Below are 19,774 nucleotides of genomic sequence, written 5' to 3' on the forward strand. Positions count from 1 at the left end.
CCGGGTCGACGTCCAGCACGTCATGATCGTCGGACTTGCCAGGCACTCGGGCGAAACCGGCCTCAAGATACGCACACCTGCCCGGCAAGTCCGACGGTCTTGAGGAGGTCGGAGCGATCGCCGCCCACGCCAGGTATGCCTGGCACTACCTCGGTTCGGCCCGCTGGGCGGCTGGGCCGGGCCGCTCCCGCTGGCTAGCGTGTCCACATGCCCTCTGAGCAGCCACATCACCTCTTCGCCGCCCTCACCTCACCCCGTTACCTGATCTCGGAGTGGCCCTGGCGCGCGCTGCTGTCCGTGCTGACCGCGCTGCCCGTCCTCGGCGTCGCCGCGCTGCTGCTGTCGCCGATCACGCTGCCGTGGGCCGGCTGGCTCGTGCAGCTCTCCCATGGCGGGCTGCACACCGCGCCGCTGGTGTTGGTGTCGGGGCTCACGACAGCCGGGCTCGCCATGTTCGGCACGCTGCTGGCCGCCCCGTTCGCCGCACTGGAACGTCGCCGCGTGGGCATCGTCGACCCGCGCCCGGTCGACCACCTGCCCCGGGCCGGCAACGTGGCGTCCTGGTTCGCCGCCCGCTACGCCGAGCCCGCCGCCTGGCGTGAGCTGCTGTACCTGGTACTGCTGGCGACGGTGGCCCCACTCGTGTACGCCACCCTGGCCTTCACCGCGTTCATCGTCGGCACTCTGATCATCAGCCCGCTGCTGGTGCCCCGGAACGCCGACGGCCGCTACGGGATCGACAGCGCGATCAACCTGGGCCCGTGGCAGGCGAGCACGCCCGCTCAGGCGATCCCGGTCGCGCTGCTGGGCCTGGCCCTGCTGCCCGCGCTGGCCTATCTGACCGGCCTGGTCGCGGCCGGTCACGCGGCCACGGCCAGGGTGCTGCTCGGCGGCGGAGGGCAGGCCGAGTTGCGGGAGGTAGCCCGGTCGCGGACCCGGTTGGTCGACGCGTTCGACGCCGAACGCCGCCGCATCGAACGCGACCTGCACGACGTCGCGCAGCACCGGCTCACCAGCCTCACCCTGCAACTGGGCGTCGCCCGGTTGGACCTGCCCGACGACACCCCTGCCGCCCAGGCACTGGACCGGGCGCACGCCGAGGCCAAGGATCTGATGGTGCTGATGCGCGACCTCGTGCACGGCATCAGCCCGCAGGCGCTGGCCGACCTCGGCCTGCCCGCCGCCTTGCGCGACCTCGCCGACCGCAGCCCGCTCGACGTCACGGTCACCGTCGAACCGGACGTCGCCGATCGCTACCCGTCGCGGGTGGAGAACACCGCGTACTTCGCCGCCTCCGAGGCGCTGGGCAACGTCGCCAAGCATGCCGGGGCCGCGGCGGCGGCGATCCGGCTCGCCCGGCACGGTGACGTCCTGGTCGTCGAGGTACGCGACGAGGGCAAAGGCGGGGCGGACCCGGCTCGCGGCAGCGGCTTGACGGGCCTGGCCGACCGGGTCGCGGCGGTGGGCGGTCGGCTGCTGCTGTCCAGCCCGGCCGGAGGCCCTACGCTCGTACGGGTGGAGCTGCCGTGCCTGCCGTGACCAGGGTCGTGCTGGCCGAGGACGGGGTCCTGCTGCGCGAGGGCCTGGCCGGGGTGCTGGAGCGCTTCGGGTTCACGGTGGTGGCCGCGGTCGGCGACGCCGACGCGCTGCTCGCCGCCGTGGCCGCCGAGAACCCCGAACTCGTGATCACCGACATCCGCATGCCGCCCGGCTTCACCGACGAAGGACTGCGCGCCGCGTTGGCGCTGCGGGCAGCGGACCCGGGCCGCGCGGTCGTGGTGCTCAGCCAGTACGTGCAGGCCGAGTACGCGTCCCGGCTGCTCGACAGCGGCGACGGGCGGCGGGTCGGCTACCTGCTCAAGGACCGGGTCGTCGACATCGCCGACTTCGTCGGGGCGCTGCGCTCGGTGCTCGGCGGCGGCACCGTCATCGACCCCGACGTGGTGCGGCGGCTGCTGGCCCACCGCCGCGACCCGGTCGCCGAGTTGTCCGGCCGCGAACGGGAGGTGCTGGCGCTGGTCGCCGAGGGCCACTCCAACGCGGCGATCGCCCGGCGGCTCACGGTCACCGAGGCCGCCGTCGGCAAACACGTCGGCAACATCCTCGCCAAGCTCGGCCTCCCACCCGACGACGACACCAACCGGCGGGTCCTGGCCGTGCTCGCGTACCTGCGCTCGAACCCGGAACGCTGAACCGGTCCGAGGTCAGGGCGGTTCGGCAAGTTCGTGCGGCGTAACAGGCCACGGAAGTGGTTCGGCATCGAGGACGGTTCGAGGCCGAACCACTGCGCCAGCATTAACCTGACCTACTTGATGGCTTCGTCGCGCGGGACGCCCGTGCCGTCCGCGTCGACCGGCGCGCCGAACTGCCGCACGTCGGCAACTACCGGCGCACCATCGGCATCATCGGCGCATCGCGGATCGGCCGCCGCTTCATCGAACTGCTGCTGCCGTACGATCTCACAGTCCTGGTGTATGACCCGCTCCTGGACCCCGCCGACGCCGCGGCGCTCGGCGTCCGCGCCGGCGGCCTCGACGACCTATGCGCCCACAGCGACGTGGTCAGCGTCCACGCCCTCGAGCTGCCGACCACCTACAGCGGGACTGCCGTTCGCGCACCCGGTGCGGCCCGAACGCCTCGCCTCCAGCGCCTGACCGGGCCAGGGTTCGCGGCGTTCCTTGACCGCGACCTGGTCGGCCCACCACCAGCCGAGCAGAAAGCCGGTACGCAGTCAAGGATTACCGCCTCTAGGCTGGCGCCGCCAAACAGTACCGGCCCAGCCGCGTGGCACCAGCTTCACGCCTTCCGTTCTGGACAACTACAACTCGACCCATGGCCCTTGTGGAACTATCGCACCTTATGCCTCGCTGATGCTATTCGCCTAATTCGTTTGGTTCTTCCAAATTTCGCCAGTAACTCCAGCACCTCGGTGACGTTCGAAACCTCTGCCAGCCGAATCTGCAACCAGTCGGACCAAGTCTCGACAACATCCCCACTCAAGCCAGAGATATTTCCAAACGCTTCGAGGATTTCGACCTCCCGCGCTCGCCGGAATGCATACTCCCGCTGATGATCGTCCCTCAGTATCCCTATCCAGTCTTGCCTAGAATTAGGGTCCTCAATTTCGAGCATATGCAATGCCACACCTGTGCCGAGCACGACATCGGGGTCTAGCGACACAGCTTTTAGCAACTCTTCGCGGCAGGTGCCGGTTTGCATTGCCTTTCTGTAGAGCTCCCACCGCTGATGCTCATCATCAAGGTTCTCTGGACCGGCTTCGCCGAGACAAAGCGCAAGCCGGCTAATTGCGACTTCAAACTCGCCAGCTTCTAGCACCCTGTCCTCTTTCCGGTTACCGGGTCCTTCGGATGGTTTTTGTTGTACTCAGCCATCTTGGCACGCATCGAATTCCTGAGCGTCTTGAGATTGTCCTTGACCGGCACTAATCGAGTACATCCCCGTCTGCAATGGATGACTCATCCACCCGACAGGTAGCAGGCGTTTACTGTTTCGACGCTGCCAGCCCGAATGGCGTTGAAGGCCATTCGGGCAGGTCCGTAGCACCGGCTTCGACGGCAGCATGAGATGGTGGCGAGTTCAGGCTCGACGTCCGTTCAAAGGTCGCGAACTCAGGGCAATGCAATACGGGATGCCCGCGCAAAGGTGAGGGCGCCCATGCCCTTGCGCTAGCCGCGGGTGAGAACTGCCGTGAGGTGGCGGGTGTTGGCCCAGACGGCGTAGAGGGCAGGAGCGGGCAGGAGTAACAGACCGATCGCGGGTTTGGCGACCACTGCGGCGGCCAGGATGCCGAGGATCGCGAGGTTGGCCAGGCTCAGGTACCAGTGGCGGATCGACAGGTAGGCGCAGGCCAGGGTTGTTCGCCAGGTCGGTTTGGCGTCGGCGGCCAGGAGGGCGGTGACCGTGACGGCGACCAGGGCGATGAGCAGGGCAAGCAGCGGGGTGACCGCGCCGAAGGGGCTGCCGAGGGCGAGTTGGAAGTCGGCGGCGAGCACGATGACGGCGGCGGCCGCGGCGGCGGCGATCGCCAGGGATCGGGCGAACGTCGCGCGGTAGGCGGTCCAGAAGGTGCGGCCGACGTGGTGTTCGCCTTCGGACAGCGCCTGGAAGGCGGCGAAGGCTGCGGCGGCGGCCGGGCCGCAGAGTGCGGACAGCGCGGTGTAGAACGGCCAGGCCTGCAGGGGGCTGCCGCCGCTGAGGGCGAGAGCCGTCAGCAGGGGCAGGCAGGTGGCGACGAGGCAGAGGTTGATTTTCAGGCCGGCGTACACGGTGCCGAAGACGGTGTCGTAGGGCAGGCGGGCGAGCAGGCGCATGGCGGTCAGCCCTTCATGCCGGAGGAGGCGATGCCCTGGATGAAGTGCCGCTGGCCGAGCAGGAAGATGATCGTGATGGGCAGGATGGACAGCACCGAGCCCGTCATCATCATCGCGTAGTCGGCGTCGTACTGGCCGACGAACGAACGCAGGCCGAGCTGGATCGTCCACAGGTCGTTGCTGGTCAGGTAGATGAACGGACCCATGTAGTCGTTCCAGGTGTTGACGAAGGTCAGCAGGGCCAGGCTGGCCAGCGCCGGCTTGGACAGCGGCAGCATGATCCGGGCCCAGATGCCGTACTCGGACAGGCCGTCGACGCGGGCGGCCTCGCACAGTTCGTCGGGGATGGTCAGGTAGTACTGGCGCATCAGGAAGACGCCGAACGCGCCGAACGCCTGGATCAGGATCAGCGACAGGAACGTGTCGGTCAGCTCCGCCTTCTGCATCATGATGTACTGCGGGATCATGTACGCCTGCCAGGGCACGGCGATGGTCGCGATGTACAGCACGAACAGCGTGTCCCGGCCGCGGAAGCGCACCTTGGCGAACCCGTACGCGGCGAAGCTGCCGGTCAGCACCTGCAGGAACGTGATGACCAGGCTGAGGAACACGGTGTTGCCGAGGTAGGTCGACAGCGGCACCCGGGTCCAGATCTCGGTGAAGTTGTCCCACTGGAAGTCCTGGGGGATCCACTGGATCGGGATGGTGAACACGTCGTTGTTGCGCTTGAGCGAGGCGCTGACCATCCACAGGAACGGGACCAGGATCGCCAGCGCGGTCAGGGCCAGCACCGCGTACAGGGCGATCCGGCGGGCGAGGGCGAGCGGGCCGCGTACGCGCGGGGCGGCAGCCGTGTCGGCGGTGGTCATCGGCGCTCCCGGCGGTTGTTGAACCAGAACTGGGCGAGGGTGAGGACCAGCACGAGCAGGAACAGCACGAACGAGATCGCCGAGGCGTAGCCGAACTCGCCCTCGACGATGCCGCGGCGGTAGATCTGCTGCGACAGCACCAGGGTGGCGCGGCCGGGGCCGCCGTCGGTCATGACGACGATGAGGTCGAAGACCTTGAAGCTCTGCACGGTCAGCAGGACGAGCACGAGGAAGGTGACCGGCCGCAGGCCGGGCAGGGTGACCGCGCGGAAGCGCTGCCAGGTGCTCGCGCCGTCGACCTTGGCGGCTTCGTACTGCTCGACGGGGATCGCCTGCAGCCCGGCCAGGAACAGCACCATGTAGTAGCCCATGTCGCGCCAGACGCTGGTGAGGATGACGGCGGGCATGGCCCAGGTGGTGCTGGTGGTCCAGCCGGGCGGGCTGTCCACGCCGAGGAACTGCAGGAACTGGTTGACCGGCCCGAACTCGGGGTTGAACAGCATGTTCCAGACGATGGCGACGGCGACCAGCGAGGTGACGTACGGGAAGAACGCCGCGGCCCGGAAGAAGCCGAGGCCGGCGATCTTCCGGTTGAGCAGCAGGGCCAGGCCCAGGGCGGCGAGCATGGTCAGCGGCACGTGGCCCAGGGCGTAGTAGGCGGTGTTGCGCAGCGCGATCTTGGTGGATTCGTCGTTGAGCAGCCGCTCGAAGTTGTCCAGGCCGACCCACTCGGGCGGGTTGTAGGAGTCCCACTCCATGAACGACAGCGCGAACGCGGCGAGCACCGGCACGAGGGTGAGCACGGCGAAGCCGAGGAAGTTCGGCAGGATGAAGCTCCAGCCGATGAGCGTGTTGCGCCGGGCACGCCGCCTGTCGCGGGCCCGCGGCGGGGGCGCGGCGCTCGCGGTCGCCGGCGTCGCGGTGAGCAGGTCTGCCATCTCGTCCTCCCGGGCGGGGACGGCCGGGCGGCCGTCCCCGCGTAGCTGCGTCAGTTGACCTCGTTCTTGACGCGGGTCTCCATCTCCTTGATCGCGTCGTCGATCGACTTCTGTTTGGTCATGATCAGCTGGTGTTCCTCGTTGAGGATGGTGTCGACCTTGGCGGTCTTGTCGCTGACCGGCATCTCAGGGTTGATCTTGTCGGGGGTGAAGGCCTTCTTCGACAGCTCGTCGGTGGGCATACCCGGCAGCGCGAAGTACTGCGAGCGGATCTCGTCGCTGGAGTATGCCGGGACCACGCCGATGCCGGCGATCGCCTTGGCGCCCGCGGCCGAGGCCGCGAACTGGACGAACTTCTCCGCCGCCGCGGCGTGCTTGGCCTTCTTGTTCACCGCGAACGCGGTCGGCGCGCCGAACGTGGTGATCCCGGCCGAGCCGGTGCGCTGCGGCAGGGGCGCGATGGCCCAGTCGGCGTCGGTGGTGCCCTTCTTCTTCTCCGACAGGACCTTGGCGATGTACCAGGTGCCCATCGGCAGCATCGCGGTCTTGCCGGACTCGAACATCGAGGCGTATCCGGTCTTCTGCGTCACCGCGGTGCCGAAGTCCAGCGTTGCCCCGGCCTCCTGCAGCGCCAGCGCGGTCTTGTACTGGTCGGCGAAGAACTTGTAGTCGCCGCCGAGCTGGTCGCCGCCGGTCTGCGCGGCGGAGATCGCCTGCACGATCGAGCGCCAGGTGTGCTGGTAGGCGCCGTAGACCTTCTTCTCGCCGCTGCCCGTGGTCAGCTTCTTGGCCAGCTCGACGTACTGGTCCCAGGTCAGGTTCGTCGGGTACGGCTGGCCGGCGGCGTCGAACATCTTCTTGTTGTAGTACAGGACCCAGAAGTCCTGCCGGTACGGCAGCGCGTAGTACTTGTCGCCGTCCTGCTTGTACTGGTCCAGCCCGGCGAGCTTGCCGGCGTCGGCCGACGTCGCCAGCGAGCTGATGTCCTTGAGCTGGCCGCGCCCGGCGAAGCGCACGTAGTCGGCCAGCGTCTTCATGGTGATGACGTCGGTGGTGTCGCCCCCGGCAAGCATCGTGGTGACCTTGGTCGGGTAGTCGGCGGCGAGGATGTCGACGGGCTTGATGGTGATGTCGGGGTTCGCCTGGTGGAAGGCGTCGAACAGGGTCTGGAACTCGGGCGTGGAGGCGAGGCTCCACACCGCGACGGTCAGCTCTACGGGGCCGCTCTCGGCGCTGTCGTCACCGGAGCCGCACGCGGTCAGCGGCAGCGCGACTGCCATCGCCAGACCGACCGCTGCCAGCATCTTCCTTCTTTTCACGAACGTTCCTTCCTAAGGACGGCCGCTCCCGCGGCGGAGGATCTGTTCTGTGCGTGGTGGTGCGGGCCGGTCGGCGGCACGGGCAGCGCCGCCGTCGTGGTGGCCTGGTCGGGCCAGGTGACCCGGACGACCGGCGCGTCCTCGGGTCCCGAAATCTGTGCCAGCGGCCACCGGTCACCGCCGTTGAGCGCGAACGCCGCGACGTGCCAGGCCGCCTGCCCCGGTCTGGTCTGCAGCCAGGGGATGGCGGTGTGCTCGGTCAGCGGGGTGGCGTCGTGCACGGTGTGCACGCCCGCGACGTCGAGGCCGTGCAGGCCGACCGCGGTCGAGGTGAGCGTCGTGCCGAGGGCCTCGGCGACGGGGCGGCCCGCGGGGTCCGACGCGGGTCGGCTCGACCGGTCGCCGGCGGTCGCCGGGACCGGCCAGCCACCGACCCGTACGGCGGTGACCTGCTCCCAGCCGGGCGCACCGGCTGGATCGACATGGATCAAACGCACCTCCCATGCGCCGCGCACCACCGACACCGTGGTGACGGTGGCGGCGTCCATGGCGTCGCCCGGATAGCCGGAGCCGTGGTCCGGGGCGTCGCGGTCGGGCTTGACCCAGTGGCAGCGGGCCCGCGAGGCCAGCACCGCGGCGCCGTCCCGTTCCCGTACGTCGAGGGTGGTGAAGCCGCTGCGGTGGGTCGCCTCGCCGTGCGCGTCGAGCAGCACCACGGACTGGTCCAGCGGGGAGTCCCAGCCGTCGTCGTCCATCGCGGGCGCGGTCGCGGTCGAGTAGCCCAGCCGGGCGTACAGCGGCGAGTCGGTGCTGCGGTCGCCGGGGCGGGCGTGGTCGGTGCCATGGTTGTAGACGCGGACGACCCCGTCGGCCGCCGTCGCCGACAGGGCCCAGCCGGGGGCGGTGATGACGGCGAGCTGGTCGGCCTGCTCGACGGGCAGCGGCTGCTCGACGGCGGTCCACACCGGATGCTCGGCGGGCAGGGCGAGGCCGAGCAGGCCCTTGGACGCCCAGTAGGGCGAGCCTGGCCCGGAGTAGCGCTGGGCGATGCGCCGCCACGGGTGGTACCAGCCCAGGGTGAGCAGCCCGTCCTCATCGGGTGCGCCGCGGTCGGCGAAGTGCTTGACGATCCCGGACGCGGCCCGGCGCAGCAGACCCGGCGCGAGCGCGTCGGTTCCCGCGATCGCACCGGCCCAGAACGGGGCGGCGGCCGCGAAGCGGTAGGCCAGGCTGCGGCCTTGGATCAGCGGCGAGCCGTCCGCGCCGACCAGGCGCACCGCGTCGAGCAGGTAGCGGTCCAGGCGCCGGGTGTACTCGGGCAGTAGCGGCGCGGCCTGCGCCTGCGCGCCGGTCATCCGGCTCCACAGGATCGGGTACAGGTGCAGCGCCCAGCCCGCGTAGTGGTCGTAGCTGCGTTCAGGCCCGTCGCAGTACCAGCCGCCGTCGCGGGCGAACGACTCGTGCCGGGCCAGGTCGGCGGCGATGTCGTCGGGTGACCAGGGGCCGCCGACGGAGGCGAGGAACTGCTCGACGACGATGCGGAACCAGACCCAGTTCGTCTGCGGGTAGGTGTGGTCGCCGACGACCTGGGCGAGGTAGTCCACGACCCGGGCCTGCACGCCGGGGTCGAGGTTGTCCCACAGCCAGGGCCGGGTGAGGTCGAGGATCAGCGCGATCGACGCCGCCTCGACTTTGGCCTGGCCGTGCTCGCGCGGGGTCACCCAGCGTTCGGGCGAGTGCGGGTCGGTGCCCGCGGCGATGCCCTGCGCGTAGCGTTCCAGCAGGTTGCCGGGGTCGCGGCCGTGTTCGCCGGCGATGCGGAACCCGGCGAGCAGGAACGTGCGGGCGAAGCCTTCGAGGCCGTCGACGGCGGTGCCGTAACCGCCGGGCGCGCCGGGCGGGGTGATCCGCGCGCCGGTCGGCGAGGCGTGCCGCCAGGCCGATTCGAGCAGATGGTCGGCCAGCGCCGCCCATTCGGCGCGGGTCCAACCGGTATAAGGAGAGATCATGCGATCACTTCCATCGCTTCGCTGGTGACGGCGTCGATCGGGGGGCGGCCGTGGACGAAGTGGTCGAGTTCGTCGAGGGCCTGGGCGCTCAGGCGGCGGGTCTCGGAGCCGAGCGACCCGGCGATGTGCGGGGTGATCATGACGTTGGGCAGCTGGGCCAGCAGCGATCCGGCGGGCAGCGGCTCGGGGTCGGTCACGTCGAGGATGGCGTTGAGCCGGCCGGTGGCGCATTCACGTTCCAGGGCTGCGGTGTCGATCACGGCGCCGCGGGCGGTGTTGATGACGGTCGCGCCGTCGGGCAGCAGCGCCAACTCCCGGGCCCCGATGGCGTGCCGGGTCTGCGGCAGCTCGGGCAGGTGCAGCGAGACGATGTCGGACTTGGTCAGCAGCTCGTCGAGCTCGACGAGGCGGCCCCCGGCGGCGGCGACGGCCGCCGGGTCGGCGTACGGGTCGGTGACGAGCACGTGTGCGGTGTCGAGGGTCCGCAGCCGTTCGAGCACGCGCCGGCCGATGCGGGAGAAGCCGACGATGCCGATGGTGCGCCCGTAGTTGGACAGGTCCTCGCGGTGGTGCACGGCGTCCCAGTTCGCCGGGCGCAGCCGGGACTCGGCGGCCAGCACGTGTGCCTTCTTGCCCGCGAACACGATCGCGGCGAGGGTGTACTCGGCGACCGGGGTGGCGTTGGCCTCGGCGGCGCTGGTGACCAGGATGCCGCGCCGCCAGAGCTCGTCGGAGACGAGGTTGCGCACGCTTCCGGCACAGTGCAGCACCGCCCGCAGCCGGGGTGCGGCGGCCAGCCGGTCGGCGGTGAGCCGGGGCGCGCCCCACGAGGTGAGCAGCACCTCGGTGTCGGCCAGGCGGGCGCGCACGTGCGGGTCGTCGAGGTCGTCGGTCCAGACCGGATCGCCGAGGTCGGCGAGCGTCCGCAGCCGTTGCAGCTCCTGCGGCCCGAATTGGAGCCGGAACGGTTCGGGCCCCATCACGAGCAGTGCCTGCGGACGGTACATGCGGTGGCCTCTCCCCAGGTTCCCCAGCGTTGCTGATATGTTTGTTTATGTTCATTCGAACAGTGCGATGAGTAGACCAGCCTGGAAACTGCACGACAAGGGCCCGTTACGAAGCTGTAACACGCAACGCGTAGACCTGGGCTTTTCTTTGTGAACGAATATGTTCGTTTCGGGGGCGAGGGAAGGGGACGATGGTGCGAGCAGACCGCCGTCGATACCCGTCCGGGCCGGTCAGGTCCGTCCGGACGGCGGCATGCCGCATGCCGTGCCACCGCCCGCGTCCGTGCACAATCGAGCCCGACGCGCGCGACACCACCGTGGAGGCCCAGCCGTGACCCTGTCCGAGCCCCCGCTGCTGCCGGACCAGCGCCGCGAGCGGCTCCTGGCCGACCTGCACGCCCACGGCACGCTGCGGGTCAGCGAGATCGCCCGCGCGCTGGGCGTCACCACCGTCACCGTGCGCCGCGACATCGCCCAGCTCGCCGACGAGGGCGCGATCGAGCGTGTGCACGGAGGCATCCGGCTGCCCCGCGGCGGTGACGTCCAGCCGCAGTTCAGCGTCGCCGTCGAGGAGCCGGGCCGGTCGACGAGCACCGACGAGGCGTCGCTGCCCGCCGTCGGCATGGTCGTGCCGTCGCTGGACTACTACTGGCCGGAGATCGTGCGCGGCGCGCGCGACGCCGCCCCGGACGCCGGGGTGCGCATCGTGCTGCGCGGATCCTCCTATGACGACGTCGCCGACGTACGCCGGCAGACCGCCTGGCTGCTGGAGACCGCCGGCATCCAGGGCCTGCTCATCGCACCGCCCACCATCGGCGACGAGGCCGCCCAGCTCATCGACTGGCTGGCCGGGCTCGACATCCCGGTGGTGTTCCTCGAACGCACCGCCACCGTGGGCCTGTACCAGGAACACGTCGAGTCCGTGTCCACCGACCACGCGTTCGGCGCGAGCCTGGCCGTGCGGCACCTGGCCGCGCGCGGGCACCGCCGGGTCGGTTTCCTGGCCTCGGCAAGCAGCCCGCACACTCCCGCGGTGCGGCGCGGCTGGCAGCAGACTGTCACCGCGATCGGACTCGACCCCGACGCCCCCGAGCTGATCAGCCCCGATCACCGCGACCCGCGCTGGGACGACGAGATCGACCTCGGGATCGACGCCTGGCTGGCCGATGGCACGACCGCGCTGCTGGCGCACTCCGACCGGGAGGCGATCTCGCTGGTCGCCCGCTGCGAGGAGCGCGGCATCCGGGTCCCGGACGACCTGGCCGTGGTCGCGTTCGACGACGAGGTCGCCGGCCTGGCCAACCCGGCCCTGAGCGCGGTCCGGCCGGCGAAGTACACCATCGGCGAGGGCGCGATGCAGCTGCTGTCCAAACGCCTGCTGGACCCGGCGCGGCCCGTGCACCGCGTGCTGATCAGCCCGCAGCTGATCGTGCGCGACTCCAGCGGCCCGCGCGGCTGACGGCCGCCGTGACCGCCAGCGCCTTCCCCCGCCCGGCGGGCGAGCTGACCTCGCTGCTGCGCGACATCCGCGCCGCGGCCGCCGACGACACGATGCCCGAACTGGGCTACCGCGCCTACCGCGACTTCTTCGACACCGGCAACCGCCTGCGGTACGAGCGGCACTACTTCCGCCGCCGCGCCCGGCTGGCCGCCCGCGCCGCCCAGGCGCTGCTCGACCCGGACACCGACCTCGGGCCGCTGTCGGACACCCTGTGGTCGGTCTGCGACGAGTACACCTGGGCGCTGCCCGCCCACGTGCGCCACAGCGCCGATCAGGGCCGCGGCCCCGAGCAGTGCCTGGACCTGTTCGCCGCGGAGACCGCGCACACCCTCGCCGAGACCGTGGCCGCCCTGCACGGCCGCCTCGACCGGCGCGTCGCCGACCGGGTGCGCGCCGAGGTGGAGCGCCGCGTCTTCGTGCCCTTCACCGACCCCCGGCCGCTGAACTGGGAGGGCTACCGCAACAACTGGGAGGCGGTGTGCGCGGGCGCGGCCGGTATGGCGGCCCTGGCGCTGCTGCGCGACTGCCCCGCTGACACGGACCGGCTGGCCGCGATGCTCGACCGCAGCCGCGCGGCCATGGACCGCTACCTGGCCGGGTTCGGCGACGACGGCGGCTGCGCCGAAGGCGTGGACTACTGGGTCTACGGCTTCGGCTACTTCGTGTACTTCGCCGAAGCGCTGCGCGAGCACACCGGCGAGGACCTGCTGGCCTCGGCGAAGGTCGCCGAGATCGCGGCGTTCCCGCACCGGGTGGCGCTGGGCGCGGGCGCGTACGCCCCGTTCTCGGACGCCTCCGAGCGGCCGTGGCTGCCGGCGGGGCTGCTCACCCGGCTGGCCGAGCGTTTCGGCACACCACCGGCGCGGATCGTGCCGTCGTTGCACGACGACCACTGCTACCGGTGGGGGCACCTGTCGCGCACCCTCGCCTGGTTCCGGCCCGGCCTGCCCGCGACCGCGGTCGAGGCGACGAGCTTCCTGCCCGACCTCGCCTGGGTCGTCAGCCGGGGCCGGTTCGCGTTCGCGGCCAAGGGCGGCCACAACGACGAGCCGCACAACCACAACGACCTGGGCCATTTCGTACTGCACACCGGTGGCCGCAGCGTGCTGGACGACCTCGGCGCGGGCGAGTACACCGCCGGCTACTTCGGTCCCGGCCGCTACGACCACCTGCATCCGTCGGCGCGCGGGCACTCCGTTCCCGTCATCGACGGGCAGGTCCAGCTGCCGGGCGCGGACCGGGCGGCGAAGGTGCTGCGCTACCACGACGACGGGCGGACGGTCTGCTTCGACCTCGACCTGACCTCGGCATATCAGGTGCCGGGCCTGCGGTCGCTGGTCCGGCGCTTCCGGTGGTGGCCGGACGGCCGCCTCGAACTGACCGACGAGATCGACGCCGACCGGGAGCTGCCCGTCGAGGAGGTCTTCGTCAGCCGTGTGAAGCCGTCGCTGTCGGCCGGCGCGGCGGACTGGGGCGGCCTGGTCAGGCTCGGGCACGGGTGCGCGCACGCCTCGGTGGAGGAGGTGACGGCCGCCGACCACCATGCGCGGCCGGACCGGGTGTACCGGCTGAGCTGCGGTACCACGACGCCGGCCGGCCGGGGTGTCCATCGGTTCGTGTTCGACCTCGGGTGAACGACGCCGACGGCGCGCACTTTGTGTCCGTTATGCGCCCCTTCCCCTGCCGATCGATTTCCCCGACAATCGCCCTATGTCGGATCAAATCGGTCATCATCTGCCTCGCGTGCTCGTGATCGGGGCCGGAATCTCCGGGCTCGCGGCGGCACGGGCACTGCACGGGCTCGGCCATCCTGTCACCGTCCTGGAGGCCCGCGACCGTGTCGGCGGGCGCATCTGGACCGACGCCGACGGCGTCGACCTCGGCGCGCACTGGATCCACGGCACCGAAGGCAACCCGATCACCGAGCTGGTCGAACGGCTGGAGATCCCCTACAGCTACGTGGGCGGCGACAGCTCCTACACCGGCGGCTTCGACAACCTGGACCTGTTCGGTCCGGATCGGCGGATCACCAGCCAGGCCGCCAAGAACCGCACCCTGGAACTCGCCGACGGCGTGCTGCACGAACTCGAACAGCGCGCCGAACACGCGCGCAAGCACGGGCACCCGGACATGTCGCTGGCCGAAGCACTCGGGCAGATCCTCGCCGACCGCGGCTACAGCCCCGAAGACGAGCACGCCGTGCGATACCACCTCAACGTCGTCCTGCGCGAGGACGTCGCCGAGGACGCCGACCGGCTGTCGCTGAAGTTCTGGGAGGACGGCTACCTGGTCTACGGCCACGGCGACAGCGTCCTGCACCGCGGCTACCAGTCGGTCGTGGACGCGCTCGCCGACGGCCTGGACATCCGGCGCGATCACGTCGTGACCCGGGTCGAGACCGGCGCGGCGAGCGTGCGCGTCGTCACCGGACTGGGTGACTTCGCGGCGGACAAGGTGCTGGTGACCCTGCCGCTCGGCGTCCTCAAGGCCGGGGCCGTGGTCTTCGACCCGCCGCTGCCCGAGCCGAAGCAGTCGGCGATCGCCCGGCTGGGCTTCGGCACCCTCAACAAGATCGCCCTGCATTTCCCGGAGCCGTTCTGGCCCCTGGAGCAGTACGCGTTCGGCTACCTGTGCCGCGACACCGACCGCCATCCCACGGTCGTGATCAGCATGTGGAAGTCGCACGGCAGACCCGTGCTGGTGATGCTGCTCGGCGGCTCGCTCGGCCGCGACCTGGAGACCTGGCCCGACGAGCAGGTCGCCGACTACAGCGCCACCGTCGTGCGCGACCTGTTCGGCCCCGACGCGCCCGCCCCCGAGCACATCTCCCGCACCGGCTGGTCGGCCGACCCGTTCGCCCGCGGCTCGTACGCGTGCATAGGCGTCGACGCGTCGCCGAAGGACATCGGCGTGCTCGCCGAACCGGTCGGCGATCAGCTGTTCTTCGCCGGTGAGGCGACCAACGGCCACCACTGGGGCTGCGTGCACAGCGCCTACGAGTCGGGCCTGCGCGAGGCCGCCCGGATCAGCGGTGACGCCTCCCTCTACACCGCGCCGAGCGCCGAGACCCCGCGCCGCCAGCGCCGCGACATCGACCGCATGAAGCGGTTCGCGCGCATGCGCATGAGCCACCTGCCCGACCACGACCTGAAGGAGCGGGTGGCGTGCCTGCGCGACGGCGTCGACCCGTACGGCGTGCGCCTGTTCGCGCCGCTGGTCGAGGCCGAGCTGGAGACGCTGGCCTCGATGTTCGACGAGCTGTCCTTCGGGCCGGGCGAGGCGGTGTGCCGCGAGGACGATGCCGCCCACGGCGTCTACCTGATCGCCGCCGGGCAGGTCGAGGTCGACTTCGGCGGCGTGTACGAGCGCGCGACGATGGCCCGCGGGGCCCTGCTGGGCGGTCACGACCTGTTCTTCAGCGCCCGCACCGCCACCGTCACCGCCGTCGGCGACATCGAGGTCTACTACCTGGACCACTACCGGTACAAGACGTTCCTCTACGCGTTTCCCGACGTCATGATGCTGATGATCTCGGATCTGGTGACCCGTTGGGAGCAGCTGGAGAGCGCGCTGGGCGCGAGGGCGCTGCCGGGCGCGCAGCGGCGCGCCGCGCGACACGACGATGAGGCGGTCACCACGAGCTGATCCGGCCTGCCGGTGCGGTGCATCAACGGACGTCTCCGGCATATGGTGGCGACGTCGCGTCACGGCCTCCGGCCGTCGGCGCGACGTCGACCTCCGAACGAAAGGCCAGTTCACCAGTGCTGCCGCAGCCCTCCGCCCCCGGTGACGAAACGCTCGGCGCGACCGGCCTGGCCGCGCCGGACGTGCTGGTCACGGTCCGTGGCGGCACGCTGCGCGGCAGGCGGGAGGACGGGCTGACGGTGCTGCGCGGTGTGCGGTACGCGACCGCGGCACGGTTCTGCCCGCCGGTGCCCGAGCAGCCCTGGCCGGGCGTACGTGACGCGATCGAGCACGGCGGAGTCAGTCCGCAGCCGCAGGCCCGCCCCGGTTCCGCCGGCGGCCGGCCCGAGATCGGGGTGCAGTCCGAGGACTGCCTCAACCTGACCATCGTCACCCCGGCCGCCGACGGAGCCCGCCGGCCGGTGATCGTCTGGCTGCACGGCGGCTCGTACCGGTCCGGCGCGGGCTCCTGGGACCGCTACCGCACCGACGGGCTCGCCCGCGAGGGCGACGTGGTCGTGGTCAGCGTCACCTCCCGGCTCGGGGCGCTGGGCTACCTGGCCGCACCGGGCGTCTCCCCCGGCAACCTGGGCCTGCTCGACCAGATCGAGGCCCTGCGCTGGGTCCGCGACAACGCCGCCGACCTGGGCGGCGATCCGGACAACGTCACGCTCGTGGGGCAGTCCTCAGGCGCGCACTCGATCGCCTGCCTGCTGGGCGTGGCGGCAGCCCGGCCGCTGTTCCGCCGGGTCGTGCTGCAGAGCCCGCCGCTGGGGCTCGGCCTCGGCGGCGCGGCCGACACCGGGCGGCTGGGCGAGCGCTTCCTCGCCCGGCTCGGCGGCGATCCGCTGACGGCGTCGCTCGATCAGGTGCTCGCCGCGCAGCAGGCAGCTGAGCGCGACGTCTCCGGACGCGGGTTCACCCCGGCGTACGGGCCGGTGGCCGGCGCGGATCCGCTGCCCGACGCCGACGGCTGGCTCGCCGCGTGCCGGGCGGGCGCCGGCGACCTCGACGTGGTGCTCGGCACCACCCGCCGCGAGATGGCGTACTTCCTGGCCGGTGGCCCGCTGTCGCAACGGGTGCCGCTGCTCGGGCGAGCCGTCGAGAACAGCCTGATCAGCGTGTTCACCTGGACGGCGTTCACCCGGCCGACGCTGCGGTTCGCCAGGCTGCTGGCCGCGGCCGGGGCGTGCGTGTTCGTGTACGGCATCGACGGCGTGGCTTCGGCCTCGCCGTACCGGGCCGGTCACTGCAGCGACCTGCCGTGGCTGCTGGGCGACGAGGCGGCGTGGGCGCAGGTGCCGATGCTCGCCGGGCAGCTCTGGGACGACGTGCACGAGCACGGCAGGCCGCTGCGCTCGGCGTGGCTGTCGTTCGCCGCCGGTGGGGCGGCCGCGCTGACCGCGCACGGCTGGACGCCCTACCGGGGCAGGCGCGCGGCTGTGCACCGCTTCGGCGCGTGACGCGCGTGCTGCGCGGTCAGCCGCCGCCGTGCAGTGACCGCTGGAAGGAAGCGGCGATCTCGGCCAGGTGCGCGCCGTACTCCGGCTCGGTCGGCAGGTAGTCGCCCCGCTGGTCGTCGCGGTAGCCGTACAGCCAGCGGTGGCAGGTGTTCTCGTCCCGCTGCGCGGCGTGGATCGCCCGGAGCAGGACCGGCCGGTAGATCAGCCGCGCCCGCCAGTTGCCGACGTAGCTGGCCTTGAGGTGCGCCGTCACCGGGTGGGGCCGGCGATGGGCGTACCCGACGACGGTGATCGTCCCGTTGCCCATGCCGCCGAACCCGCCGAGCACGCACAGCTTCGCGCCCGCGGGAAAGATCTTCTGGCTGCGGAAGTCGGCGTGCGGACCTTCCTCGCGGTACGGGTACGGCAGCAGGTTGCCGACGATGCACCACTCCGGGTTCCACTGGTCGTCCACCGTGCTACCGGTCCCGGTCGGCGCAGTTGTTGCTGGTGCGCAGGACGGTGTACTCCCGGTCGTCGTTCGTGATGCCCGACGGCCCGCCGTCGAACCAGCTCTCCACGGTCTGCAGGCCGCGGCGCTGCTCGTAGTGCAGGTGCGCCGCGCCGGAGTCGCCGGTGCTGCCGACCTTGCCGATCTGCTGGCCCTGCTCGACGTCCTGGCCCTCTTCCACCATCGGCGGTTCGAGCAGGTGCATGTACACCGTCGTCCACCGGCCGCCGTGGTCGATCTTCACCCAGTAGCCGCCGCCGCTGCCCCGGGGGCCCTGCGGATTCTTCTGCGTACGCCCGCCCAGCTCGCCGTTGATCCCCGCCTCGACGACCGTGCCGCCGTAGGACGCCAGCACCGGCCGCCCCCAGGACTGCCCGGACATCGGGAACATGTCCACGTCGTCCGCGCCGTGGCCGGGATAGGTGCCCAGCTGCCACTTCTCGCCGCACGCGACGGGCAGCTGGAACAGCGGGCGGGGCCCGGCCGGCCACAGCCACAGCGCCGCACCGGCCACGACGGCGATCGCCGCGACGATGCCGAGCGTGCGCAGCACGCGGGTACGTCGGCGGCTGCCGCGATGGCGTTTGCTGCTGCGGTACACGGTCGGCACGGACCGAGCATGCCAGGCCGTGGCAAGGCCGTGTGCCCGTTGCCGCAGAGCCGGGCCGGGGCCGTCGACGCCCGTCCCGGCTCCGCGCCGACGGTCAGCTCGCGGTGCAGGTCACTGCGGGAACGCCGTTCGTGCCGTTCCACGAGCCGAGGAAGCCGAAGTTGGTGCTCGCCCCGGCGGCCAGGCTGCCGTTGTAGCTCACGTTGCGGGCGGTCACCGCCGATCCGCTGCTGGTCACCGTCGCGCTCCAGGCCTGGGTGACGGCCTGGCCGTTGGTGTACGTCCAGGTCACCGTCCAGCTGGTGATCGCCGATGCGCCGGCGGTCACCTTCACATCGGCCTGGAATCCGCCGGGCCACTGGCCCACGATCGAGTACAGGGCGGTGCAGCCGCGCCCGCTCGGCGACGGAGGCACGCTCGGTGACGGCGAAGAACTCGGTGAGGGCGACGCGCTCGGCGAGGGCGACGGGCGCGGTGACGCCGAGGCGCTCGGCGACGGCGTGCCGCCGAAGATCGTGGCCTGCTTGGCGGTGGCCTTGATGCCGTTGGGGCCGTTGAAGATCCGCAGGCCCCACGTGGTGAGCTGAGCGGGGTCGAAGTTGACCGTCATGTCCAGGTACGGATCGTTGTTGCCCGCCCAGGACCAGCCGAGGTAACCCAGGCCGCGGGCGGTGGCCTCGGCGATCAGCGTCTGGTCGTCGACGTTGTTCGACGAGCGCTGCCACCCGAACTCGCCGATGACCAGCGGCCAGCCGTTGTTCTGGAACCGGTCGAGGTAGTCGCGGATCGCCGCGGCGGTGTTGAACACGTCGTACATGTGGATCGACAGCACCGTGTTGCGCTGGGTGTCGGCGTTGAGGACCGTCTGGGCGTTGTCGCGCATCACGTACTGCCAGTCCTGGCCCCAGTTCGGCGCGTCGACCATCAGCAGGTGCTGGAAGCCGTTGGTGCGCATCTTCTGGATCGCGGACACCGTCGCGGCGGTCCACTGGCCGGCGTTGGTGTTGCCGATCGGCTCGTTGCCGATATTGATGACGACGTAGTCCTCCTGGCCGACCAGCACGCTCTTCTGGCTGATCCAGTAGTTGACGGCCTCGTCGAGCGAGGCGGCCGCGCCGTCCTCGCCGTACCCGGTGGTGTCGTGCACCTCCAGGACGCAGATCATCCGGTTCTGCTTGCACAGGTTGATGACGTTGGCGACGTCGTTGGACGGGCCCCAGCGCTTGCCGCTGCCCAGCACGACCCGCACGGTGTTCGCGCCGGCGGCCTTGATGTCGGCGAACGAGCTGGTCTGGCCGGTGAACCAGACGTGCTCGTGGTTCACCCCGCGCATGATGAAGTTCTGGCCGTTGGCCTCGACGATGTTGCGGCCGCTGATGTGCAGGCCGACGGCCGCCTCAGCGGGGCTGACGGCGACGAGGATGGATGCGGTGGCCGCCAGCACGGCGACACCGACGGATGTGAGCAGTCTTTTCATGACCTACCTCTGGAGGAGGCCCCAGACAGGGGCGGATCGCGTCATGCCCGCAGGCACACATGCCTGATCACTGATC

At 71.0% G+C, this 19,774-nt stretch carries 16 protein-coding genes and 1 pseudogene; 7 read left to right on the forward strand and 10 right to left on the reverse strand.

Features of this window, described 5'->3' with window-relative positions; all coding sequences use genetic code 11:
• Positions 1 to 207 precede the first annotated feature (207 nt).
• The 3 genes and pseudogenes from AB0B35_RS22840 to AB0B35_RS22850 all read left to right on the forward strand — a co-directional run.
• Positions 208 to 1,539: a sensor domain-containing protein gene (locus AB0B35_RS22840; protein WP_361048681.1), complete on the forward strand. Its 1,332-nt coding sequence runs from the start codon at positions 208 to 210 to the stop codon at positions 1,537 to 1,539.
• A complete protein-coding gene (locus AB0B35_RS22845) occupies positions 1,527 to 2,192 on the forward strand; it encodes a response regulator transcription factor (protein WP_361048683.1) in 666 nt (221 codons plus the stop codon). Before AB0B35_RS22840 ends, AB0B35_RS22845 begins: the two co-directional genes overlap by 13 nt.
• A gap of 161 nt (positions 2,193 to 2,353) precedes the next feature.
• Positions 2,354 to 2,584 (forward strand): annotated as a pseudogene (locus AB0B35_RS22850) (NAD(P)-dependent oxidoreductase); the annotation flags it as partial.
• A 263-nt stretch (positions 2,585 to 2,847) separates the two neighbouring features.
• On the opposite strand, the gene AB0B35_RS22855 reads toward AB0B35_RS22850, so the two are convergent.
• From AB0B35_RS22855 to AB0B35_RS22885, 7 genes are all read right to left on the reverse strand, one after another.
• The gene (locus AB0B35_RS22855) at positions 2,848 to 3,336 is read right to left on the reverse strand and encodes a hypothetical protein (RefSeq protein ID WP_360525126.1); all 489 of its coding nucleotides are present in this window, start codon (positions 3,334 to 3,336) and stop codon (positions 2,848 to 2,850) included.
• A 350-nt stretch (positions 3,337 to 3,686) separates the two neighbouring features.
• A complete protein-coding gene (locus AB0B35_RS22860; protein WP_361048685.1) occupies positions 3,687 to 4,331 on the reverse strand; it encodes a DUF624 domain-containing protein in 645 nt (214 codons plus the stop codon).
• Between the two features lie 5 nt (positions 4,332 to 4,336).
• The gene (locus AB0B35_RS22865; protein WP_361048687.1) at positions 4,337 to 5,200 is read right to left on the reverse strand and encodes a carbohydrate ABC transporter permease; all 864 of its coding nucleotides are present in this window, start codon (positions 5,198 to 5,200) and stop codon (positions 4,337 to 4,339) included.
• Entirely contained in the window at positions 5,197 to 6,138 is a 942-nt protein-coding gene (locus AB0B35_RS22870) for a sugar ABC transporter permease (protein WP_360525111.1), read from the reverse strand. Before AB0B35_RS22870 ends, AB0B35_RS22865 begins: the two co-directional genes overlap by 4 nt.
• Positions 6,139 to 6,188: 50 nt before the next feature.
• Positions 6,189 to 7,457: an extracellular solute-binding protein gene (locus AB0B35_RS22875; protein ID WP_361048689.1), complete on the reverse strand. Its 1,269-nt coding sequence runs from the start codon at positions 7,455 to 7,457 to the stop codon at positions 6,189 to 6,191.
• Positions 7,454 to 9,466, reverse strand: a complete 2,013-nt coding sequence (locus tag AB0B35_RS22880) for a DUF2264 domain-containing protein (protein ID WP_361048691.1) — start codon at positions 9,464 to 9,466, stop codon at positions 7,454 to 7,456. Before AB0B35_RS22880 ends, AB0B35_RS22875 begins: the two co-directional genes overlap by 4 nt.
• Positions 9,463 to 10,473, reverse strand: a complete 1,011-nt coding sequence (locus AB0B35_RS22885; protein ID WP_361048693.1) for a hydroxyacid dehydrogenase — start codon at positions 10,471 to 10,473, stop codon at positions 9,463 to 9,465. The genes AB0B35_RS22880 and AB0B35_RS22885 overlap by 4 nt, the downstream gene beginning before the upstream one ends.
• Positions 10,474 to 10,804: 331 nt before the next feature.
• Between AB0B35_RS22885 and AB0B35_RS22890 the strand changes: the two genes are divergently transcribed.
• The 4 genes from AB0B35_RS22890 to AB0B35_RS22905 all read left to right on the forward strand — a co-directional run bounded on the left by AB0B35_RS22890 (position 10,805) and on the right by AB0B35_RS22905 (position 17,121).
• On the forward strand, positions 10,805 to 11,932 hold the full coding sequence (locus AB0B35_RS22890) for a substrate-binding domain-containing protein (protein WP_361048695.1): 1,128 nt from the start codon (positions 10,805 to 10,807) through the stop codon (positions 11,930 to 11,932).
• Between the two features lie 8 nt (positions 11,933 to 11,940).
• Positions 11,941 to 13,608: a heparinase II/III family protein gene (locus AB0B35_RS22895; protein WP_361048697.1), complete on the forward strand. Its 1,668-nt coding sequence runs from the start codon at positions 11,941 to 11,943 to the stop codon at positions 13,606 to 13,608.
• Between the two features lie 109 nt (positions 13,609 to 13,717).
• Positions 13,718 to 15,619 carry an FAD-dependent oxidoreductase gene (locus AB0B35_RS22900; protein WP_361048700.1) on the forward strand — a complete coding sequence of 634 codons (1,902 nt, stop codon included), beginning with the start codon at positions 13,718 to 13,720 and terminating at the stop codon, positions 15,617 to 15,619.
• Positions 15,620 to 15,735: 116 nt separating this feature from the next.
• A complete protein-coding gene (locus AB0B35_RS22905) occupies positions 15,736 to 17,121 on the forward strand; it encodes a carboxylesterase family protein (protein WP_361048702.1) in 1,386 nt (461 codons plus the stop codon).
• Positions 17,122 to 17,137: 16 nt separating this feature from the next.
• Here the strand turns inward: AB0B35_RS22905 and AB0B35_RS22910 are convergent, their stop codons facing one another.
• From AB0B35_RS22910 to AB0B35_RS22920, 3 genes are all read right to left on the reverse strand, one after another.
• Positions 17,138 to 17,575, reverse strand: a complete 438-nt coding sequence (locus tag AB0B35_RS22910; protein ID WP_361048704.1) for a hypothetical protein — start codon at positions 17,573 to 17,575, stop codon at positions 17,138 to 17,140.
• 4 nt (positions 17,576 to 17,579) lie between these two features.
• On the reverse strand, positions 17,580 to 18,221 hold the full coding sequence (locus AB0B35_RS22915) for a M23 family metallopeptidase (RefSeq protein ID WP_361048706.1): 642 nt from the start codon (positions 18,219 to 18,221) through the stop codon (positions 17,580 to 17,582).
• A gap of 94 nt (positions 18,222 to 18,315) precedes the next feature.
• On the reverse strand, positions 18,316 to 19,698 hold the full coding sequence (locus tag AB0B35_RS22920; protein WP_361048708.1) for a cellulase family glycosylhydrolase: 1,383 nt from the start codon (positions 19,696 to 19,698) through the stop codon (positions 18,316 to 18,318).
• Positions 19,699 to 19,774: the final 76 nt, after the last annotated feature.

Origin of the sequence: Catellatospora sp. NPDC049133, assembly GCF_040648455.1 — a bacterium.
In the GTDB taxonomy this organism is placed as follows: Bacteria; Actinomycetota; Actinomycetes; order Mycobacteriales; family Micromonosporaceae; genus Catellatospora; species Catellatospora aurea.